General features: G+C 72.9%; 15 protein-coding genes. 11 read left to right on the top strand and 4 right to left on the bottom strand.

The window, feature by feature from the left end:
* Positions 1–29: 29 nt before the first annotated feature.
* Complete coding sequence (locus ACWGJO_RS32340; protein WP_452189218.1) at positions 30–1,025, top strand: hypothetical protein; 996 nt, start codon at positions 30–32, stop codon at positions 1,023–1,025.
* A 55-nt stretch (positions 1,026–1,080) separates the two neighbouring features.
* Here ACWGJO_RS32340 and ACWGJO_RS32345 read toward each other — a convergent pair whose 3' ends face one another.
* Together ACWGJO_RS32345 and ACWGJO_RS32350 are read right to left on the bottom strand one after the other, a co-directional pair.
* Positions 1,081–1,272, bottom strand: coding sequence for a DUF397 domain-containing protein (locus ACWGJO_RS32345; RefSeq protein WP_452189220.1), 192 nt, complete (start codon positions 1,270–1,272; stop codon positions 1,081–1,083).
* Entirely contained in the window at positions 1,265–2,128 is an 864-nt protein-coding gene (locus ACWGJO_RS32350) for a helix-turn-helix domain-containing protein (protein WP_401047292.1), read from the bottom strand. The genes ACWGJO_RS32345 and ACWGJO_RS32350 overlap by 8 nt, the downstream gene beginning before the upstream one ends.
* Before the next feature lie 266 nt (positions 2,129–2,394).
* Between ACWGJO_RS32350 and ACWGJO_RS32355 the strand changes: the two genes are divergently transcribed.
* From ACWGJO_RS32355 to ACWGJO_RS32375, 5 genes are all read left to right on the top strand, one after another.
* Positions 2,395–2,757, top strand: a complete 363-nt coding sequence (locus tag ACWGJO_RS32355; protein WP_401047295.1) for an ATP-binding protein — start codon at positions 2,395–2,397, stop codon at positions 2,755–2,757.
* Entirely contained in the window at positions 2,757–2,999 is a 243-nt protein-coding gene (locus tag ACWGJO_RS32360; RefSeq protein ID WP_452189222.1) for a hypothetical protein, read from the top strand. The genes ACWGJO_RS32355 and ACWGJO_RS32360 overlap by 1 nt, the downstream gene beginning before the upstream one ends.
* Before the next feature lie 295 nt (positions 3,000–3,294).
* On the top strand, positions 3,295–3,606 hold the full coding sequence (locus ACWGJO_RS32365; protein ID WP_452189223.1) for a hypothetical protein: 312 nt from the start codon (positions 3,295–3,297) through the stop codon (positions 3,604–3,606).
* Positions 3,530–4,060 carry a DUF6879 family protein gene (locus tag ACWGJO_RS32370; protein ID WP_452189225.1) on the top strand — a complete coding sequence of 177 codons (531 nt, stop codon included), beginning with the start codon at positions 3,530–3,532 and terminating at the stop codon, positions 4,058–4,060. Before ACWGJO_RS32365 ends, ACWGJO_RS32370 begins: the two co-directional genes overlap by 77 nt.
* An 18-nt stretch (positions 4,061–4,078) precedes the next feature.
* A complete protein-coding gene (locus ACWGJO_RS32375) occupies positions 4,079–4,252 on the top strand; it encodes a hypothetical protein (protein ID WP_452189227.1) in 174 nt (57 codons plus the stop codon).
* Positions 4,253–4,324: 72 nt separating this feature from the next.
* On the opposite strand, the gene ACWGJO_RS32380 is transcribed toward ACWGJO_RS32375, so the two are convergent.
* Positions 4,325–4,531 (bottom strand): hypothetical protein, encoded by a 207-nt coding sequence (locus tag ACWGJO_RS32380; RefSeq protein ID WP_452189229.1) that lies wholly within the window; start codon positions 4,529–4,531, stop codon positions 4,325–4,327.
* A gap of 198 nt (positions 4,532–4,729) precedes the next feature.
* Here ACWGJO_RS32380 and ACWGJO_RS32385 point away from each other — a divergent pair, with 198 nt between their 5' ends.
* The 3 genes from ACWGJO_RS32385 to ACWGJO_RS32395 all read left to right on the top strand — a co-directional run bounded on the left by ACWGJO_RS32385 (position 4,730) and on the right by ACWGJO_RS32395 (position 8,808).
* Complete coding sequence (locus ACWGJO_RS32385; protein ID WP_452189230.1) at positions 4,730–6,721, top strand: ricin-type beta-trefoil lectin domain protein; 1,992 nt, start codon at positions 4,730–4,732, stop codon at positions 6,719–6,721.
* Between the two features lie 219 nt (positions 6,722–6,940).
* Entirely contained in the window at positions 6,941–7,984 is a 1,044-nt protein-coding gene (locus ACWGJO_RS32390) for a DUF4232 domain-containing protein (RefSeq protein WP_452189232.1), read from the top strand.
* A gap of 59 nt (positions 7,985–8,043) precedes the next feature.
* Entirely contained in the window at positions 8,044–8,808 is a 765-nt protein-coding gene (locus tag ACWGJO_RS32395; protein WP_452189234.1) for a hypothetical protein, read from the top strand.
* Between the two features lie 66 nt (positions 8,809–8,874).
* On the opposite strand, the gene ACWGJO_RS32400 is transcribed toward ACWGJO_RS32395, so the two are convergent.
* The gene (locus ACWGJO_RS32400) at positions 8,875–12,882 is read right to left on the bottom strand and encodes an nSTAND1 domain-containing NTPase (RefSeq protein ID WP_452189235.1); all 4,008 of its coding nucleotides are present in this window, start codon (positions 12,880–12,882) and stop codon (positions 8,875–8,877) included.
* A 330-nt stretch (positions 12,883–13,212) separates the two neighbouring features.
* Here ACWGJO_RS32400 and ACWGJO_RS32405 point away from each other — a divergent pair, with 330 nt between their 5' ends.
* Both ACWGJO_RS32405 and ACWGJO_RS32410 read left to right on the top strand, forming a co-directional pair.
* The gene (locus ACWGJO_RS32405; RefSeq protein ID WP_452189237.1) at positions 13,213–14,004 is read left to right on the top strand and encodes a glycoside hydrolase family 25 protein; all 792 of its coding nucleotides are present in this window, start codon (positions 13,213–13,215) and stop codon (positions 14,002–14,004) included.
* A gap of 168 nt (positions 14,005–14,172) precedes the next feature.
* A complete protein-coding gene (locus tag ACWGJO_RS32410; protein ID WP_452189239.1) occupies positions 14,173–14,748 on the top strand; it encodes a hypothetical protein in 576 nt (191 codons plus the stop codon).
* The last annotated feature ends 46 nt before the right edge of the window (positions 14,749–14,794 follow it).

Here is a 14,794-nt window from a genome sequence, read left to right on the forward strand (position 1 = left end):
GCCCGCCGCGCGAGGATCACACCGGCGGCGTGCTCACCGGCTTCCCCGGCTTCCCGCGCCGACACCCCACCACTGTCACTCCGGAGGGCCACACGAGACGGATCAGCCGCGAGACCATCCTGAGGACGGCGACCTTCTGGCTCCGCCCGGCGTTCGCGCTGCGCGTGGTCAGCCGGTTCCAGCGACTCGTGGGCTTCGACCGCTCGATGGCCCTGGCCTCCGCCGCGCTCACCGCCCTGGTGCCGCTGGCCATCGTCTGCGGCACCCTCGTCGTCCGCCTGGGCGGCAAGGACGTCGCCCAGCGCGTCATCGACCGCTACGGCCTCACCGGGGGCGGCGCCGAAGCCGTGCGCGACATGCTCTCCGCGTCCAACTACTGGGGCACCGCGGGGCTCTTCGGGATCGCCTTCCTCCTCGTCTCGGTGCTGAGCTTCGCGCGGGCCGCCCAGCGGCTGTTCGAGCAGGGCTGGGAGCTGGAGCCGCTGAGCGTGCGCAACACGGTCAACGGCCTCAAGTGGATCGCGCTGCTGGCCGCGTGGGTCGCACTGAGCGGCTGGGTCCACGCCGCCCTCGACCGCGGGCCGCTGGGACTGGTAGCGGACGTCGTGGAGGCACCGCTGACAGCGGCCTTCCTCATCTGGGGCGGCCGGCTGCTGTCCGCGGGCAGGATCCCCCGGCTCGACCTCGTGCCGTTCGCGTGCATCGCGGCGGTCCTGCTGTCCGGCTACTCGGTGGCCATGGGCGTCTACCTGCCGCGCCTCTTCAATTCCTCCACGGACCGCTACGGCGCGATCGGGGCGGTCTTCGCCATGCTCTCCGCCCTGTTCGGAGCCATGCTCGCCATCGTGGCCTCGGCGGCGCTCGGACGGGAGGTGCGGGACGAACTCGACAGGATCGGGCGCGGCGAGCGCCCGCCGGACGACGAGGTCCGCCAGCAGTGGGACACGGTGCTGCGACTGGCGCGGTCGCGCTGGCAGACGACCCGCGGCCACGGCCTCCTGGGGCGGCTGCCCCGGAGGCACTGAGTGCCTGGCGCCCCTCGCACCAGGGTGGGCGAGGGGCGCTGCGGGGTTGGGGCGGTCAGGCGTGGTGGTCGAATTCGCCGGCTTTGAGGCCGTGGAGGAGGGCGGCGAGGGTGGTGGGGGTGGTGCGGAGGACGAGGTGGCCCTCGTCGGACTCGCGGAGTTCGATCGCCCCGGGGACCGAACGGACCTCGACGCACTCATTGCTTGAGGCGCTGTAGCTGGACTTCTGCCATGCCGATTCAGGCATACGTTTCTTCCAGTTCCTTCTTGATGGATCGGATGAAGTTTCGAGATCCATCTTCAGGGAGAGCTGTGGAGTCAAGACGCGCGAAGATCGCCCGGTACTTGGCGAGGTCCGCTGGAGAGTCGAAGAACAGGGCGCCCTGCGAGACGTCCAACTGGATGGTGTCGAGTTCGGGGACCGGTCCCTCCGCGAACGTGAGGTTCTCTCCGGCGCCGGGAAACGTGTCAACTGCGAAGGGAACGACCCGAACGGAGATTCCGGGCTGCTGGGAGTCTTCGAGCAGGGCGTCAAGCTGGTCCACGAGCACCATCGGCCCACCGAACTGCATCCTCAGTGCGGCTTCGTGGATGAATGCTCGAAACGGTGTCCGGCCGGAACGAATGACCTGTTGCCGCTGGATGCGGAACGCGGTTCGGATGTCGACATCCTTGCGGGGGAGCGGTGGGAAGATCCTCTTGAAAACGGCCGAGGCGTAGCTGGCGGTCTGGAGGGGGCCTGGGATGTATGTGGTGGTGCACATGGAGAGCTTCTCGGCATGGCCTTCGATCTCGGCGACCTCAAGGTAGTCCGAGGTGAGGACCTCGCCATACTCCTCCCACCAGCCCTTTCCCCTCTCCGTGATTATGGCGGTGAGCGCGTCGATCAAGGGTCGGTTGGCGCAGTTGCATGCGGCCGCGATGGTGTGGAGCCGCTCGACGCTGATGCCGATCCGGCCTGACTCCATCTGTGTCACCTGGGCTGGACTCATACCTACGGAACGGCCGAGCTGCGAGCCGCCGAACCCGGCGTGCTCGCGGATTCTTCGCAGTTCGGTCCCAAGCCTGCGTTGACGGAGCGTTGGGTTCGATCGTGGCGGCATGACTTCCTTCCAGGCGTGCGTGTGGCCAGTGTGCCGCGCGTGTCGATCGGCGGTCCACCAGTTACCACCGTAGGGGGAAGAATCCAGGGAGGGTGGAAATTTGGATACTTGTGTGCGCTATGGTCGATCTCACATCGATCCGACGGATCGTCAGTAACGCCTGCTGGCAAGCACCGAAGAGCAGCCACCTCCATCTCCACCGGCCTGGCTCACGGCGACACATGTTCCGCCGGTTCCTCCCTCACTCACGCCTCGGGAGAACTCCCATGCGTCACGTCAACACCCCCACCATCGCCATCGCCCGTCAGACCCTCCACAACACCATGACCCGCGTCGGCTGGTCCCCCTCCGTCATCTCCGACGCGCAGCTCGCCCTCTGCGAGCTGCTCGTCAACGCCTGGCGCCACGGGGACACCCCCGCCCCGCTCGTCGAGATCATCTCCACCAACGGTTCGCTGCGCGTCTCGGTCACGGACGGGAGCCCGATCCTCCCCACCACCCCGCCGCTCTCCCTGCTCGCGGAGTCCGGCCGGGGCCTCCAGTTGGTCGAGGGCCTCACCCACCGCTGGGGCGTCGACCCCCACGAGCGTGCCAAATCCGTCTGGTTCGAGCTGGACGGCGCCGCGTGATGGCCCGCCGCCACCCGATGCTGCCGACCGACCCCCGGATCCGGCACTACACCGACGCCCACATCAGCACGCTCCTCGCCGAAGTCCAGGACCGGGGGCGGAAGTTCGGCCTGATCTTCCCCTCGGCCGCTACCGACCGGACCATCGACGGCCGCGTCCTCGTCCGCTTCAACACGGCGCCGGCCTCGACCCTCCTCAACCTCCTCGTCCTGCTCCTCGACGCGGAGCGGGACTCCTGGTGAGGTTCCTGATCGGGACGGCCTTCGCCGTCCTCCTCGCCGTCGCGGTCTCCATCGTGGCCCTGGGCGTCGTCACCGCCCTCCGCACGGCCCCGCCGCCCGACGAGGACGCCTGACCCCGCCGGCCCCCGCCGCCCACGCGCCGGGGGCTGCGGCACTGCTCCGGGTCGGCCCGGGGTCGATCGGACGGGCGGTTCGTCAGGAAACGCCGGACAAGGCGGAACCGGGCGCCGGATGCTGGTAGCCGCGTCACCTTCGATCGCGAGCATGCGCAAGCCGTGTGACAGGAGAGGCAGCCATGGGCCTAGAGTTCTTCGGAATCGATCCTGAGACCAACGAGGAGGGCTCGCCCACCGTCTGGGCGGACGTGGTTCAGCGTCGACTCGTGATTCAGAGTGACACCGTCACCGGGGCCGAGCTTGCGGAGGTCAGCGGGACCGAGTGGGTTGCCGGTCACAAGGTCGGTGTGCCTGCCCACGAGTCCGTGATCAGCACTCCCGAGCGAATGATCCCCTTCATCAGGAAGGCTTGCGATGCCATCGAACGTGCCGGACTTCAGGAGCCTGCTCCGGGAGACGAAGAAGTCGGCCGTGCATCTGGAGATGCGTGATCAGTACAGCGTCGCCGACGAAGCCGACCAGTTCGCCGCGTGGCAGGCCGGGCACCGGTACTCCCCGGAGGACCGGGACGAGTGGTGGCATCCGTTCCACGACTTCGTGGTGGAGACCATTGCCCGTGGGGTGACCATCCGGCGTGCCCGGATCGTGTCGGAGCCCGTCACCGAGTACATCCGCTACGAGCACTCCCACACGTTCACCAACATCGTGGCCGGTGAGCAGATCCGGTGGCTGCCGCGGGCCCGGGCGCTGGACCTTGCGCTGCCGGGGGCCGACTTCTGGTTGTTCGACAGCCGGATCGTGCGGTTCAACCTGTTCACCGGTGACGGTGAGTGGGCTGACCCCCGGAACGTGATGACGGAGGAGCCGGCCACCGTGGAACTGTGCACGAAGGCCTTCGAGGCCGTATGGGAACGGGCGGTACCCCACGAGGACTTCGCGGTCTGAGCGGCTTCGAACCACCGGGTGGACAGCACATGCCGGGGCCTCGCCAAAACCCACCTCCAGAACGTCCTCATCGGCATGGCCGTCAACATCCGCCGACTCGGCGCCCACTTCGACACCACCACCAGACCAAGCCGCCGCCCCACCCGCATCCACACACTCTGCACCCAACACGGCATCGCAACGACGGCTTGAGCCTGACCTAGACCAAATACTTCGCCAGCAGAGTCGCCGGTCCGACTTCCTGCGCCGAGCCCGTAGCGTGGGTTACGCGCTGGTGCCCCTGCCGCGCAGGAGGTCCGCGATGCGTGCGTCGACCTGCTCGCGGTCGTAGCCGCGCCACCTGATCCGGAACGCCGGCTGCGGCGGCGGTGAACCGGCTTCGGACAGGGCGCTGAGATAGCGGTCGACCTCGGGGCGGTCGTAGCCGCGCCGCACCAGGTCGAAGCCGTGGAACTCCGGTGAGGTCGACACCTCGCGGGTCCTCCGATCCGGCCTGCCCGGGGCAGGTCGCTGGGGTCGAGTCCGGTCCGCAGGGCTCGCCGGACCGGGGTGGCGTGTGAAAGGCGTCAGGCTTCTTGATCTTGTCGTATGGATCGCGTCAGGGGTCGGTGGACGGGGAATTTCCGATGCCTACCATCCAACTTCTCCGAGAAGAAAGATGGTTCCGACGTGCACCCCCTGTCCCGTCTGAAACGCGCCCTGGCCTGCGGGGTCGCCGCAGTCGCTCTGGCGGTCTCCGGCCCGGTCGTGCAGGCCCAGGCCGCGCCCGCGGCGGCCCCCGTGGACAAGACCTGCGGCACCCCGGCATCGCCGGGCGGCGGCAACTGCATGACCGCGTTGATCAACTCCGCCTTCGACATGATCAAGCTCATGCACAACGCCGCCAATCTCAACAAGCTGGACAACGCGGAGTTCACCCAGAGCACCGCGACGAAGTTGAGTGCGAAGTTCCCGGGGTTCAACGTCATGGTGTTCAAGACCGTGGGCACCGACCTGTACGACACCGAGTGGTTCAGGAACGAGTACAAGTCCGACATGAAGGGGGTGCTGCTCGACACCACCTACAAGCTCAACCACTTCATGGACAAGGAGAAGAAGGAACCGTCCGGCTATGACGTGTTCCGGATCTGGGTCTTCCAGGGGGACTCGACCTTCCGCAACCGGGGCGACGGCGGCTACCTGAACTGGGCGTTCATCGGCAACGACGGCGACACCGTCAAGAAGGAGCCGTGGACCTGCCGGTCCGGCACCGCGCGGCCCTACAAGTGCGACGGCGACGTGCGCACCATCCACTTCCCCGCCCGGTCCGGGTACGGCACCAGGACCGGCAGCCTGACCCCCGACTCCAGCGGCCCCGGCTACCACGCCTGCCTGGACGTCAGCGGCAACGGCACCGCGAACGGCACCCCCGTGCAGATGTGGGAGTGCAACGGCGGCGACGCCCAGAAGTGGACCTACAACGGTTACAAGCTCCAGGCGGCCAACGGCAAGTGCCTCGACCTGGAGGCCAACAAGACCGCGAACGGGACCAAGCTCCAGGTCTGGGACTGCCTGGAGATCCCCGGGCAGCGCTGGAACATGTCGCCCAGCGGCGGCTTCCGGCACATGACGGACCAGGACGACCGGTCCAAGGACGTCTGCATCGACGACTTCAGCGGCCGGACCGCCAACGGCAGCACGGTGGCGGCCTGGGCCTGCGGCTCCGAGGACCGGCGGGACGCGCCCAACCAGAACTGGGCCTGGGGCGGCACCCCGCCGACCACCACCCCGACCACACCCGCCAACGGCGCCGACGTGTACCTGAAGCTCTCCAACGGGCTGGGCGCCGTCCCGCTCAGCGGCTCTGCCGGCGCGTCGGTCGTCCCCGGGATCCGGGGTGGCAGCGAATCCAAGTGGAAGCTCACCCCGGTGGGCGGCGGTCGCTACCGGATCACCAGCTCCTACGGCCTGGAACTCACCGAGAACAGCAACTACATGGCCGAACTCCAGCCATGGAGCAACTCCTCCAAGCAGAAGTGGGAGCTCGTCGGAGTCGGCAACGGCAAGTACCGGATCCGGATCTCCGACGACGACTGCCTCGCCCACGACGCCGACTTCAAGCAGCTCGGCGTGTGGACGTGCAAGCAGGGCTGGCAGCAGGAGTGGGTCCTGGAGTCCACGTCCGGCGGCGTGATCACCCCGGCCGAACCGGGCACGCCGACCGACCCGAAGGACCCGAAGGACCCGAAGGACCCGAAGGACCCGACGACCGGAGGCGGTTCCAGCATCCCGACCGAGCGGCCGCTGTTCCTGAAGCTCTCCAACGGGTTGGGCGCCTCGGCACCCACCGAGACCGCGAGCTGGGGCTCGCCCATCGTGGGCGGGATCCTGGGGTACAAGGGGTCCCGCTGGACCATCAAGCCGCTGGGCGGGGACCGCTACCGGATCGTCAACGACCTCGGGTACAACCTCACCGAGAACCCCGACACCTATGTCGCCGAACAGCAGGCCTGGGGCAACACCTCCAACCAGAAGTGGGAGTTCGTCAGCCTCGGCAACGGCAAGTACCGGGTCCAGATCGGCGACGACGACTGCCTCACCCACGACTCCGACTTCAAGCAGCTCGGGGTATGGAGCTGTGAAGGCGGCTGGAAGCAGGAGTGGTCCTTCCAGCTCCTCTGAACGGCGGCCTTCGGCGGCACCTGACGGCGCCTGACCGCACCGGGGTCCGAGGACGCCCGCTCCTCGCACCGGCCGGAGGCGTTGCCGTCCGGGCGTGGACCTCGGGGTCGTCGCGGCAGGGGGACGGGCCGCTGGGCCGGCGCGGACCGTGGCAGGGCTGTTGCACACGAAGTGACGCGGCTCACTGCCGTCCGGCGCGGGGCGTGATCGACTCGGCCGATGCGCCAGACCTCCTCGCCCCGACCATCGCTGATGGTCCGTCACTTCGCCGCCGCCGGCGCCGCCCTGCTGCTCGCGGGCTGCGGCACCGCGGCCTCCGGCGGCACCGCGACGACCGCGGCCTCCGGCGGCGGCCAGGGCGGCGCCTCCGGCAGCCCCGGGTCGTGCGGCACCCCGTCGCCGGGGGCGCCCGGCGTGCCGCAGCCGACGGCGCTCGCCCAGGGCGGGGTGCGGATCACCGCCGTCGGCCGCACCTGCTTCGAGTACGAGGTGACCAACCCGAACAGCGAACCCTACGACTACACCGTGGTGTTCAACGGCCCCGATCCGGACCGGGGCGCGGCGGTGTTCGGCAGCCCCGGGTCGGGCGGGGGAGGGAACCTCACCCGGACCGTCACCGGGCTCGCCCCCGGCGCCACCGAGAAGGGGCGGATCGACCTGGGCGCGCCCGGCCCGACCGGGCCGGGCTCCCGCCCGGGCGCGCCCACCCTGGGACAGCCCGACAACCCCCGCCCGCCGAAGCCCGAGCTCCTCAAGGTCCGCAGCGTGCCCACCGCCGAGGCACCCAGTGCCGGCGGCCCCTGCCCGCCCTCCGGCCTGCGGCTGTACGCCGACGACGGCGACGCCGCCATGGGCCTGCGCGTGGTCGGCCTGCACCTGCGCAACTGCGGCACCGCCGTCGTCACCCTCGACGGCTACCCGCAGGTGCAGCCGCTCGACCTCGACCACAAGCCCCTCGACGGCGTGCGGGTCCTGCGCGGCGGCGCCGGGATCGCCTCCGGCACCGGCGCCGACGACCCGCCGCGGAAGATCGCCCTGCGCCCGGGAGAGGGCGCCCGCACCACCCTGGTGTGGCGCAACACCACCGAGGCCGGTGCCGGGGAGCCGCTCAACGCCCCCTACGTGCGGGTGCGCGCCACCCCCGACGCGGCCCCCGTCACGGTCGTCCCGGAACTCGACCTCGGCACCACCGGGCGCCTCGGCGCCGGGGCCTGGGTCCCGGAGGACACGAACGACAAGCCGTCACCGGCCCCGACAATGTGATCGCACTGTGATCGGACCGTCGTCAAGCGCCGCAATCAAGATCACTACGGTACGGCGGTATGTTCCCCACCGATCCTGACCAGCGGCCCGACGACTCCTCGCCCCGCCCCCAGCGGGTCTGGCCGCGCAACCTCGCGCTCGCCGTCGTCGCCGCCGCGGTGACCGGCGGCGCCTTCACCCTGCTGCGCCCCTCCGGTGACGAGAGCGGGGCCCCGGCCGCTTCCGCCACTGCGGCCCCGCCCGCTTCCGTGTCCGCGTCCGCTTCCGTCACGGCTTCCGCCGCCGCGGCCCGGTCCTCGGCCACCCCGGACGCCTCCCTGCTGCCGCTCGACCAGCTGTTCCCCGCCCAGGTGACGGCGGCCGGCGGCGAGGTCTACACCAGGGTCGGATCGACCGTCATGAACTCCTGCGTCGAACCGGACTCGGTCGGCCCGCGGCTGATCGGGATGATCCGCGCCTCCAAGGGCTGCCTGGGCGAGCAGATCGCCCTGTACACCGACGGCGACAAGAACCAGTACAACCTGGCGGTCTTCACCATGGCCGACCCCAAGGACACCGTCCACCTGGTCACCACCCTCAGCATGGCCTTCGACGACTACCAGGTCGGCGCCCAGGCCCCGCCGCCCGCCTCTGGCCTGGCCACCCTGCCGCCGGACAGCGGCATGGTGCAGGCGTTCTCCGGTGCCGGCCGGGCCATGGTCGCGGGCCTGGGCCAGTGGGCCGACGGCCGTGCCGGTGACTACCAGACCCTCGTCGACAAGCACCTGAGCCCGCTGCAGAAGGCGGTCGCCCAGGCCGTCTTCGCCCACGAGTCCGCCCGCTGAGTCCGCTGACCCGCCGAGTCCGCTGACCGGTGCCGTGCCCCCCGGGGGGCCGGTGCGGGCCGGGGGTCAGCCGCAGTCCGGGTGGTAGGGCGCGGCGGGCAGCAGCCGGGCCCATTCCTCGCGGGCCAGGGGCGCGCGGAGCACGGCGCAGGCCCGGGCGGCGGCGGTGTCGGAGGACAGGCTCCACAGCGGGGCGGCGCCGTTGTCGCCGCCGACCAGGGCGCGCCCGTCGGGCAGGAAGGCGACGGAGTTCAGCGCCTGCCCCGGCCCGGAGAGGGCGGTCGGCGCGGCGGGGGAGGAGGGGTCCCACAGCCGCAGCGTTCCTTCGCGCCCGACGCCGGCCACGGTGCGGCCGTCCGGGGCGAAGACCAGCGACTGGGCGATGTCCTCGCCCGCGGTGTGCCCGTCGCTGTCCTGCCGCTCGCCGGTGCGGGCGTCCCAGACGTGGACGAGCCGGTCGTTGCCGGTGGTGGCCAGGCGCCGGCCGTCGGCGCTGACGGCGAGCCGGAGCACCAGGTCGTCGTGCCGGATGCGGTTCTGACGGGCGGTGGCGGCCGGATCGGCGGCGTCCAGCAGTTCGACGTACTGCGAGTCGTGGGCGAAGGCCACCACGGCGCCGTCACCGAGGAACGCCACGGCGTGGACGCGGTCGTTGTCCTTGTGCCAGCGCGGGTGCAGCGGCGTACCGTCCGGTGCCCCGGTGAGCAGCCGCCCGTCCTCGGTGCCCGCCGCCAGGAGCGTGCCGTCGGGGCTCAGGGCGACGGCCGTGGGCTCGACGCGGGCGCCGATGTCGGTGGTGGCCCTGAGCGAGCCGTCCCGGGCGTCGAGGATGCGCAGGACGCCGTTCTCGCCAGCGCTCACCAGGGTGCGCCCGGTGCGGTCGAAGGCCAGCGCGGCGACCGGGCGCCCGGTCGGTGCGGTGACGGTGACCGGACGCGGGGAGGACCCGGTGACGTCCCACAGCGCGGTGCGGCCGTCGGCGGTGCCGACCGCGGCCCGCCCGCCGGCCGCCGCGACGGCGGTGACGGCGGGGTGGTCCGGGCCGGGGGCGAGGTCGGGGCCGCGCCGGAGGTCCCAGACGAGCACGCTGCCGGACGGCGGGCTGATCCCGGCCGAGGTGACGACGGTGCGGTTGTCGCTGCCGACGGCCAGGCCGAGCACGAAGGTCGGATGGCCGCGCAGCTCGGCGGTGACCCGCCGGGTGGGCAGGTCCCAGACCAGGGCGCTGCGGTCGGCGCCGGCCGACACCAGGGTGGCGCCGTCGGGGGTCAGGCCGAGCGCGTTGACCGGGCCGAGGTGACGGGCCGGCAGATCGTCGACCGGCCACTCGGCGCCCGCCCCCTGGCCGGCCGGGGACAGGACACCCGCAGGAGACCGCCACAGCCGGATGCCGCCCTGCTCGTCGCCGACCGCCAGCAGCCCGCCGTCCGCCGCGAAGGCCAGCGAGCGGGGCGAGGGCGAGCGCCCCGAGAACACCACCGGAGCCCCGCCGTCCTCCCGTACCGGCGCGTCCAGGTCCCGCACCAGCACCGTGCCGTCGGTGGCCGCCGACGCCAACCGGTGGCCCGGGCCGAACCCGAGGCCCTGGATCGCCCCGGTGTGGTCGACCAGGGTTCGCACCGGCAGGGCGGCGCCCGCGTCCACCCGCCACACCCACACCCGCCCCGGCAGGCCGGCGTCGCTGCTGCCCGCGGCGAGCAGCGTGCCGTCCGCGCTGAACGCCACCCGCTTGGCGACGGTCGTCGACTGCCCGGAGGCGCTCGACGGCATCACCGGGGAGGGCAGCGCCCGCCGGTCCGCCACCCGCCACAGCAGCACCCGCCGCTGCGGGTCGCGGGTGAGCGTGGCGGCCAGCAGTGCCCCGTCGGGACTGAACTCCACGTCCTGCACGGGATGGGTCACCTCCCCCTGCAACTCGGACACCAGCGCCGTGGTCGCGGTGTCCCACAACGCCACCCGACCCTTCGAGTCACCGGTGGCCACCAGCCGCCGGTCGGGGCTCAGCGCCAGCGCGTTCACCCCCCACCGGAAGCCCGGGATCCGCCCGGCCAGGTACCCGGACTGGGAGCTCAGCACCGCGTCGTCGGCGCTGCGCCGCAGCTCCGGCACGCCCGCGCGGGCGACCCGCCGGGCCTCCAGCGACTGGGCGAGCGCCGCGTACGGGTCGCCGGTGGTGTTGCGCCGGGCATCGGTGAGCAGCGCCAGCGCGGTGCGGCCGCGCACCGCCGCGGTCGCGCGGTCGCGCTCCTGCCACAGCAGGGCACCGGCCAGCACCGCCGCCACCACCAGCAGCGTCAGCGCGCCCGCCACCCGCCGCCGGGCGCGCACCCGGCGCCGCTCCGCCCGCCGCTCCAGCGCCTGCCGGGCGGCGGCCGCGGCCAGGAACTCCCGCTCGACCGGGGCGAGTACGGCGGATGCCCCCGCGGCGCTCTCCGAGCCCTCCGCGTTCTCTGTGCTCTCCGTGCTCCGGCGCTCCTCCCGGTCCCGGCGGCTCTCCGCGTCCTGGCGGCCTCCCGGGTCCTCCGGGCCCGGTTCGCCCTTTCCGTCCGGCCCGTCGCACGGCCCGCCCCGTTCGTCGCACGGCCCGGCCCACTGGCGGGCGAGCTCCAGCCGGCTGCCCCGGTAGAGCAGCGCGGCCTCGCGCCCCGACGCCGCCCAGTGTTCGGCGTCCTGGGCGAGCTGCTGGTGCAGTCGCAGCCCGGTACGGCCCTCCTCGATCCAGCCGCGCAGCCGTGGCCAGGCGCGCAGCAGGGCCTCGTGGGAGAGCGTCACCCCGGTGGCGTCCAGGGTGATCAGCCGGTCGGCGGCGAACGAGGCCAGGACGTGGTCCAGGCGCGGCCCGTCCGGTTCGGCGGCGGCCAGCTGCGCGTGCTCGGCGCGCCGGCGCGAGACCTGGCCGTCCGGTCCGAGGTGGACCAGCCGCAGCAGCACCCGGCGCGCGGTGGCCCGGGCCGGCCCGTCCAGCCGCGACCAGGCCCGCTCTGCGGTCAGCGCCACCGAGCCGTGCAGCCCGCCGATCACCCGGTAGCCGGCCAGGGTGAGGGATCGTCCGGTGCGCTGCTGCCACACCGCGCGCAGGGTGTGGGCCAGCAACGGCAGCGCCCCCGGGTCGTAGGCGCGGGCCCCGGGGCCGCCGTCCAGGCCCAGGTCCGCGAGCAGCAGTTCCAGCAGGCCCGGCTCCAGGTCGAGCCGGGCGGTACGGGCCGGGGCGGTGATCGCCTCGCTCAGCTCCGCGGCGCTCATCGGACCGAGCGCCAGCTGCCCGCGCCGCACCGCCCGCAGCAGGCCCTCGTGCGCCAGGCAGTGCCCGTACACGTCCGCCCGCACGCCCAGGACGACCAGCCGGGTGCCGCCGGGCCCGGCCTCCGCGCAGAGCCGGTCCAGGAAGGCCCGCCGTTCGGCGGCGTCCTGGCACAGCGTGAACAGCTCCTCGGCCTGGTCGACGACCCAGACGGGGGAGCGGTCCTCGGCCACGGCCGCCAGCCGCTCCAGCGGTGCGGCCGTAGGGGACAGCAGCGCGGCCCCGGCGGGTCCCAGGCCCGGCAGGGCGCCGCGCCGCAGCGCCGGCAGCAGCCCGGCCCGCAGCAGGGAGGACTTCCCGGCGCCGGAGGGCCCCACCACCACGACCGGCCCGCCGCGGTCCGCCAGCCGCTCGCCGAGCAGACCCAGCAACTCGGCACGGGCCCGCTCGCGGCCGTGGAACCAGCGCTCGTCCTCCGCGCGGAAGGAGGTGAGCCCGGGGTAGGGGCACTGGCCGCGGGTCGCCAGCTCCACCAACTCGCCGCCGGCCCGCAGCGCCCGGTCGCAGGCCCGGGCGAAGTCGGCGGTGGGCGGCTTCTCGCCGTTCTCCACCTTGCTGATGTGGCTCTTGTCGTAGTGCACCTCGCGGGCCAGACCGGACTGCGAGAGGCCGAGCGCCCGCCGCCGCTCGCGCAGCGCCTGCGCGAAGCCCTCCGCCCGCGTCCCGTCGGGCCCGCTCCGGCCGGCCCCGACCCCGGCCCCGCCGCGCCCGTCCCGCCCCGACCGCGGCGCGCCCTGCCCCGGCACCCGCCGCCGCTCGTCTTCCGTACCCACCCGCAGCCCCCGATCCGAGCGTGTCCCAACCGTTCAACGAGGCCGGACCGGGGCGGTCACGGGAGGCCGGCCGCCTCCCCCGGGTGAGCGCGGCAGGGCACGGAAGAGCGCGGAACCGCAGGTCGGAGCCGTTGTCGAGGTGCCCGGGCCGGGCGACAACAGGCAACCGGTGCACCACCGCCGGCCGACGGGCGACTCTCATTCCGGGCCCCGGACACCGGCCGGCCCGCACGGCGTCAGGCGACGCCCTGTCACCACCCCCGCACCACCACCCCGCTGCACCACCACCTCGCACCACCGCCTCGTAGCACCGCAGAGGAGAAGCCCCTGATGACCTCCGGCTCCCGTCCGAGGATCCGCACCGCGCTGCGGACGGCCCTCGTCGCCGCCCTCACCGCCCTCGTCGCCGCCGCGCCGACCGCGCTCGCCCCGGCCGCGGACGCCGACGCCGCCGGCGGCCCGCAGGCCTACGCGGTGCACGGCTTCGACAGCTCCCACCACAACCACGAGACCGACCACGGCGAGCAGGCCTATGACTGGCCCGCGATCGCCCGCGGCGGCCAGTCCTTCGTCTACCTCAAGGCCACCGAGGGCCTCACCTTCGACGACGGCTGGTTCACCCGCGACCTCGCCGGCGCCCGCTCGGTGAACCTCGCCCACGGCGCCTACCACTACTTCAAGCCCGACAAGGACGGCGCCGCCCAGGCCGACCACTTCCTCGACGTGCTGCGCCGCGCCGGCCACAGCGGCGGCAGGGCGGGCGAACTGCCGCCCGCCGTCGACGTGGAGGAGTGCGGCCGCGACGGTCACCGGCTCCAACTCGCCCAGCTCAAGACCTTCCTCCAGCGGGTCCAGCAGGCCGCCGGAACCGCACCGGTCCTCTACACCCGCCGGGACATCGTCGACGACTGCCTCGGCGGCACGAAGGACCTCTCCGGCCACCATGCCTGGCTCGCCCGCTACGGCACCACCGAACCCCGCCCGCTGCCCGGCGCCACCGGCTGGGACTTCTGGCAGCACAGCCAGCAGGCCCGCATCCCCGGAACCGCGGGCCTGCCGATGGACGCCGACGTCTTCCACGGCGACCGGGCCGCGCTGCGCCGCCTCGCCCACTCGGGCTGAGGCCCGCCCCGCCCCGCCCCGGCCCGGCCCCGAACCACCTGCCGCACCACCGCACCACCGCATCACAGCACCACCGCATCACCGCACCACTGCATCACCGCATCACCGCACCGCCCGTCACCGCGGCGTCCGTCACGGTGACGTCCACAGGGAAAGGAACACCCCGTCATGAACCGCATCCGCCGCTGGAGCATCCCCGCCCTCGCCGCCACCGCGCTGCTCGGCTCGCTCACCCTCACCGCGCCCGCCGTCGCCGTCACCGCGACCGCCGCGGACACCGCCGCCGTCGCCCAGGACCAGCGGGCCGCCGCCGCCCCGAGGATCAGCCGCGCCGAGGAGATCCGCCGTGCCCGGCTCTGGCTGACCGCCAACGGGGGCAAGCCCGTCCCGTACGACCAGCACAAGACCTGGAAGGACGGCTACCGTCAGGACTGCTCCGGCTACGCCTCGATGGCGCTGGGTCTGCCCAGGTCGGGCCCGAACACGGTCTCGCTGAAGAACGACGGCTGGACCAAGCCGATCAGGATGTCCGAGCTGCGCCGGGGCGACCTGGTCATCAAGGCGAACAGCAGCGACCCCGACCACCGGCACGTCGTCATCTTCGACGGCTGGGACAGCGGCAAGCACTCGTACCAGGCCTACGAGCAGGCCGGCCACGCCGGGACCCGGCACACCTCGCACACCTACGGGCTCAGGGACGGCGACGGCTACCACGCCTACCGCCCTGTCAACCTGACCGACTGAGCCGGACGGTGCGGGACCCGGCGGCCCGGCACGCTCCCCCGTGGCG

The organism is Kitasatospora sp. NPDC054795 (assembly GCF_053611565.1).

Bases quoted from the DNA above. Each gene is read 5' to 3' on its own strand.
- ACWGJO_RS32345 (WP_452189220.1), bottom strand. From the start codon at position 1,272: ATGCCTGAATCGGCATGGCAGAAGTCCAGCTACAGCGCCTCAAGCAAT.
- ACWGJO_RS32350 (WP_401047292.1), bottom strand. From the start codon at position 2,128: ATGCCGCCACGATCGAACCCAACGCTCCGTCAACGCAGGCTTGGGACC.
- ACWGJO_RS32355 (WP_401047295.1), top strand. From the start codon at position 2,395: ATGCGTCACGTCAACACCCCCACCATCGCCATCGCCCGTCAGACCCTC.
- ACWGJO_RS32360 (WP_452189222.1), top strand. From the start codon at position 2,757: ATGGCCCGCCGCCACCCGATGCTGCCGACCGACCCCCGGATCCGGCAC.
- ACWGJO_RS32365 (WP_452189223.1), top strand. From the start codon at position 3,295: ATGGGCCTAGAGTTCTTCGGAATCGATCCTGAGACCAACGAGGAGGGC.
- ACWGJO_RS32370 (WP_452189225.1), top strand. From the start codon at position 3,530: ATGCCATCGAACGTGCCGGACTTCAGGAGCCTGCTCCGGGAGACGAAG.
- ACWGJO_RS32390 (WP_452189232.1), top strand. From the start codon at position 6,941: ATGCGCCAGACCTCCTCGCCCCGACCATCGCTGATGGTCCGTCACTTC.
- ACWGJO_RS32395 (WP_452189234.1), top strand. From the start codon at position 8,044: ATGTTCCCCACCGATCCTGACCAGCGGCCCGACGACTCCTCGCCCCGC.
- ACWGJO_RS32405 (WP_452189237.1), top strand. From the start codon at position 13,213: ATGACCTCCGGCTCCCGTCCGAGGATCCGCACCGCGCTGCGGACGGCC.
- ACWGJO_RS32410 (WP_452189239.1), top strand. From the start codon at position 14,173: ATGAACCGCATCCGCCGCTGGAGCATCCCCGCCCTCGCCGCCACCGCG.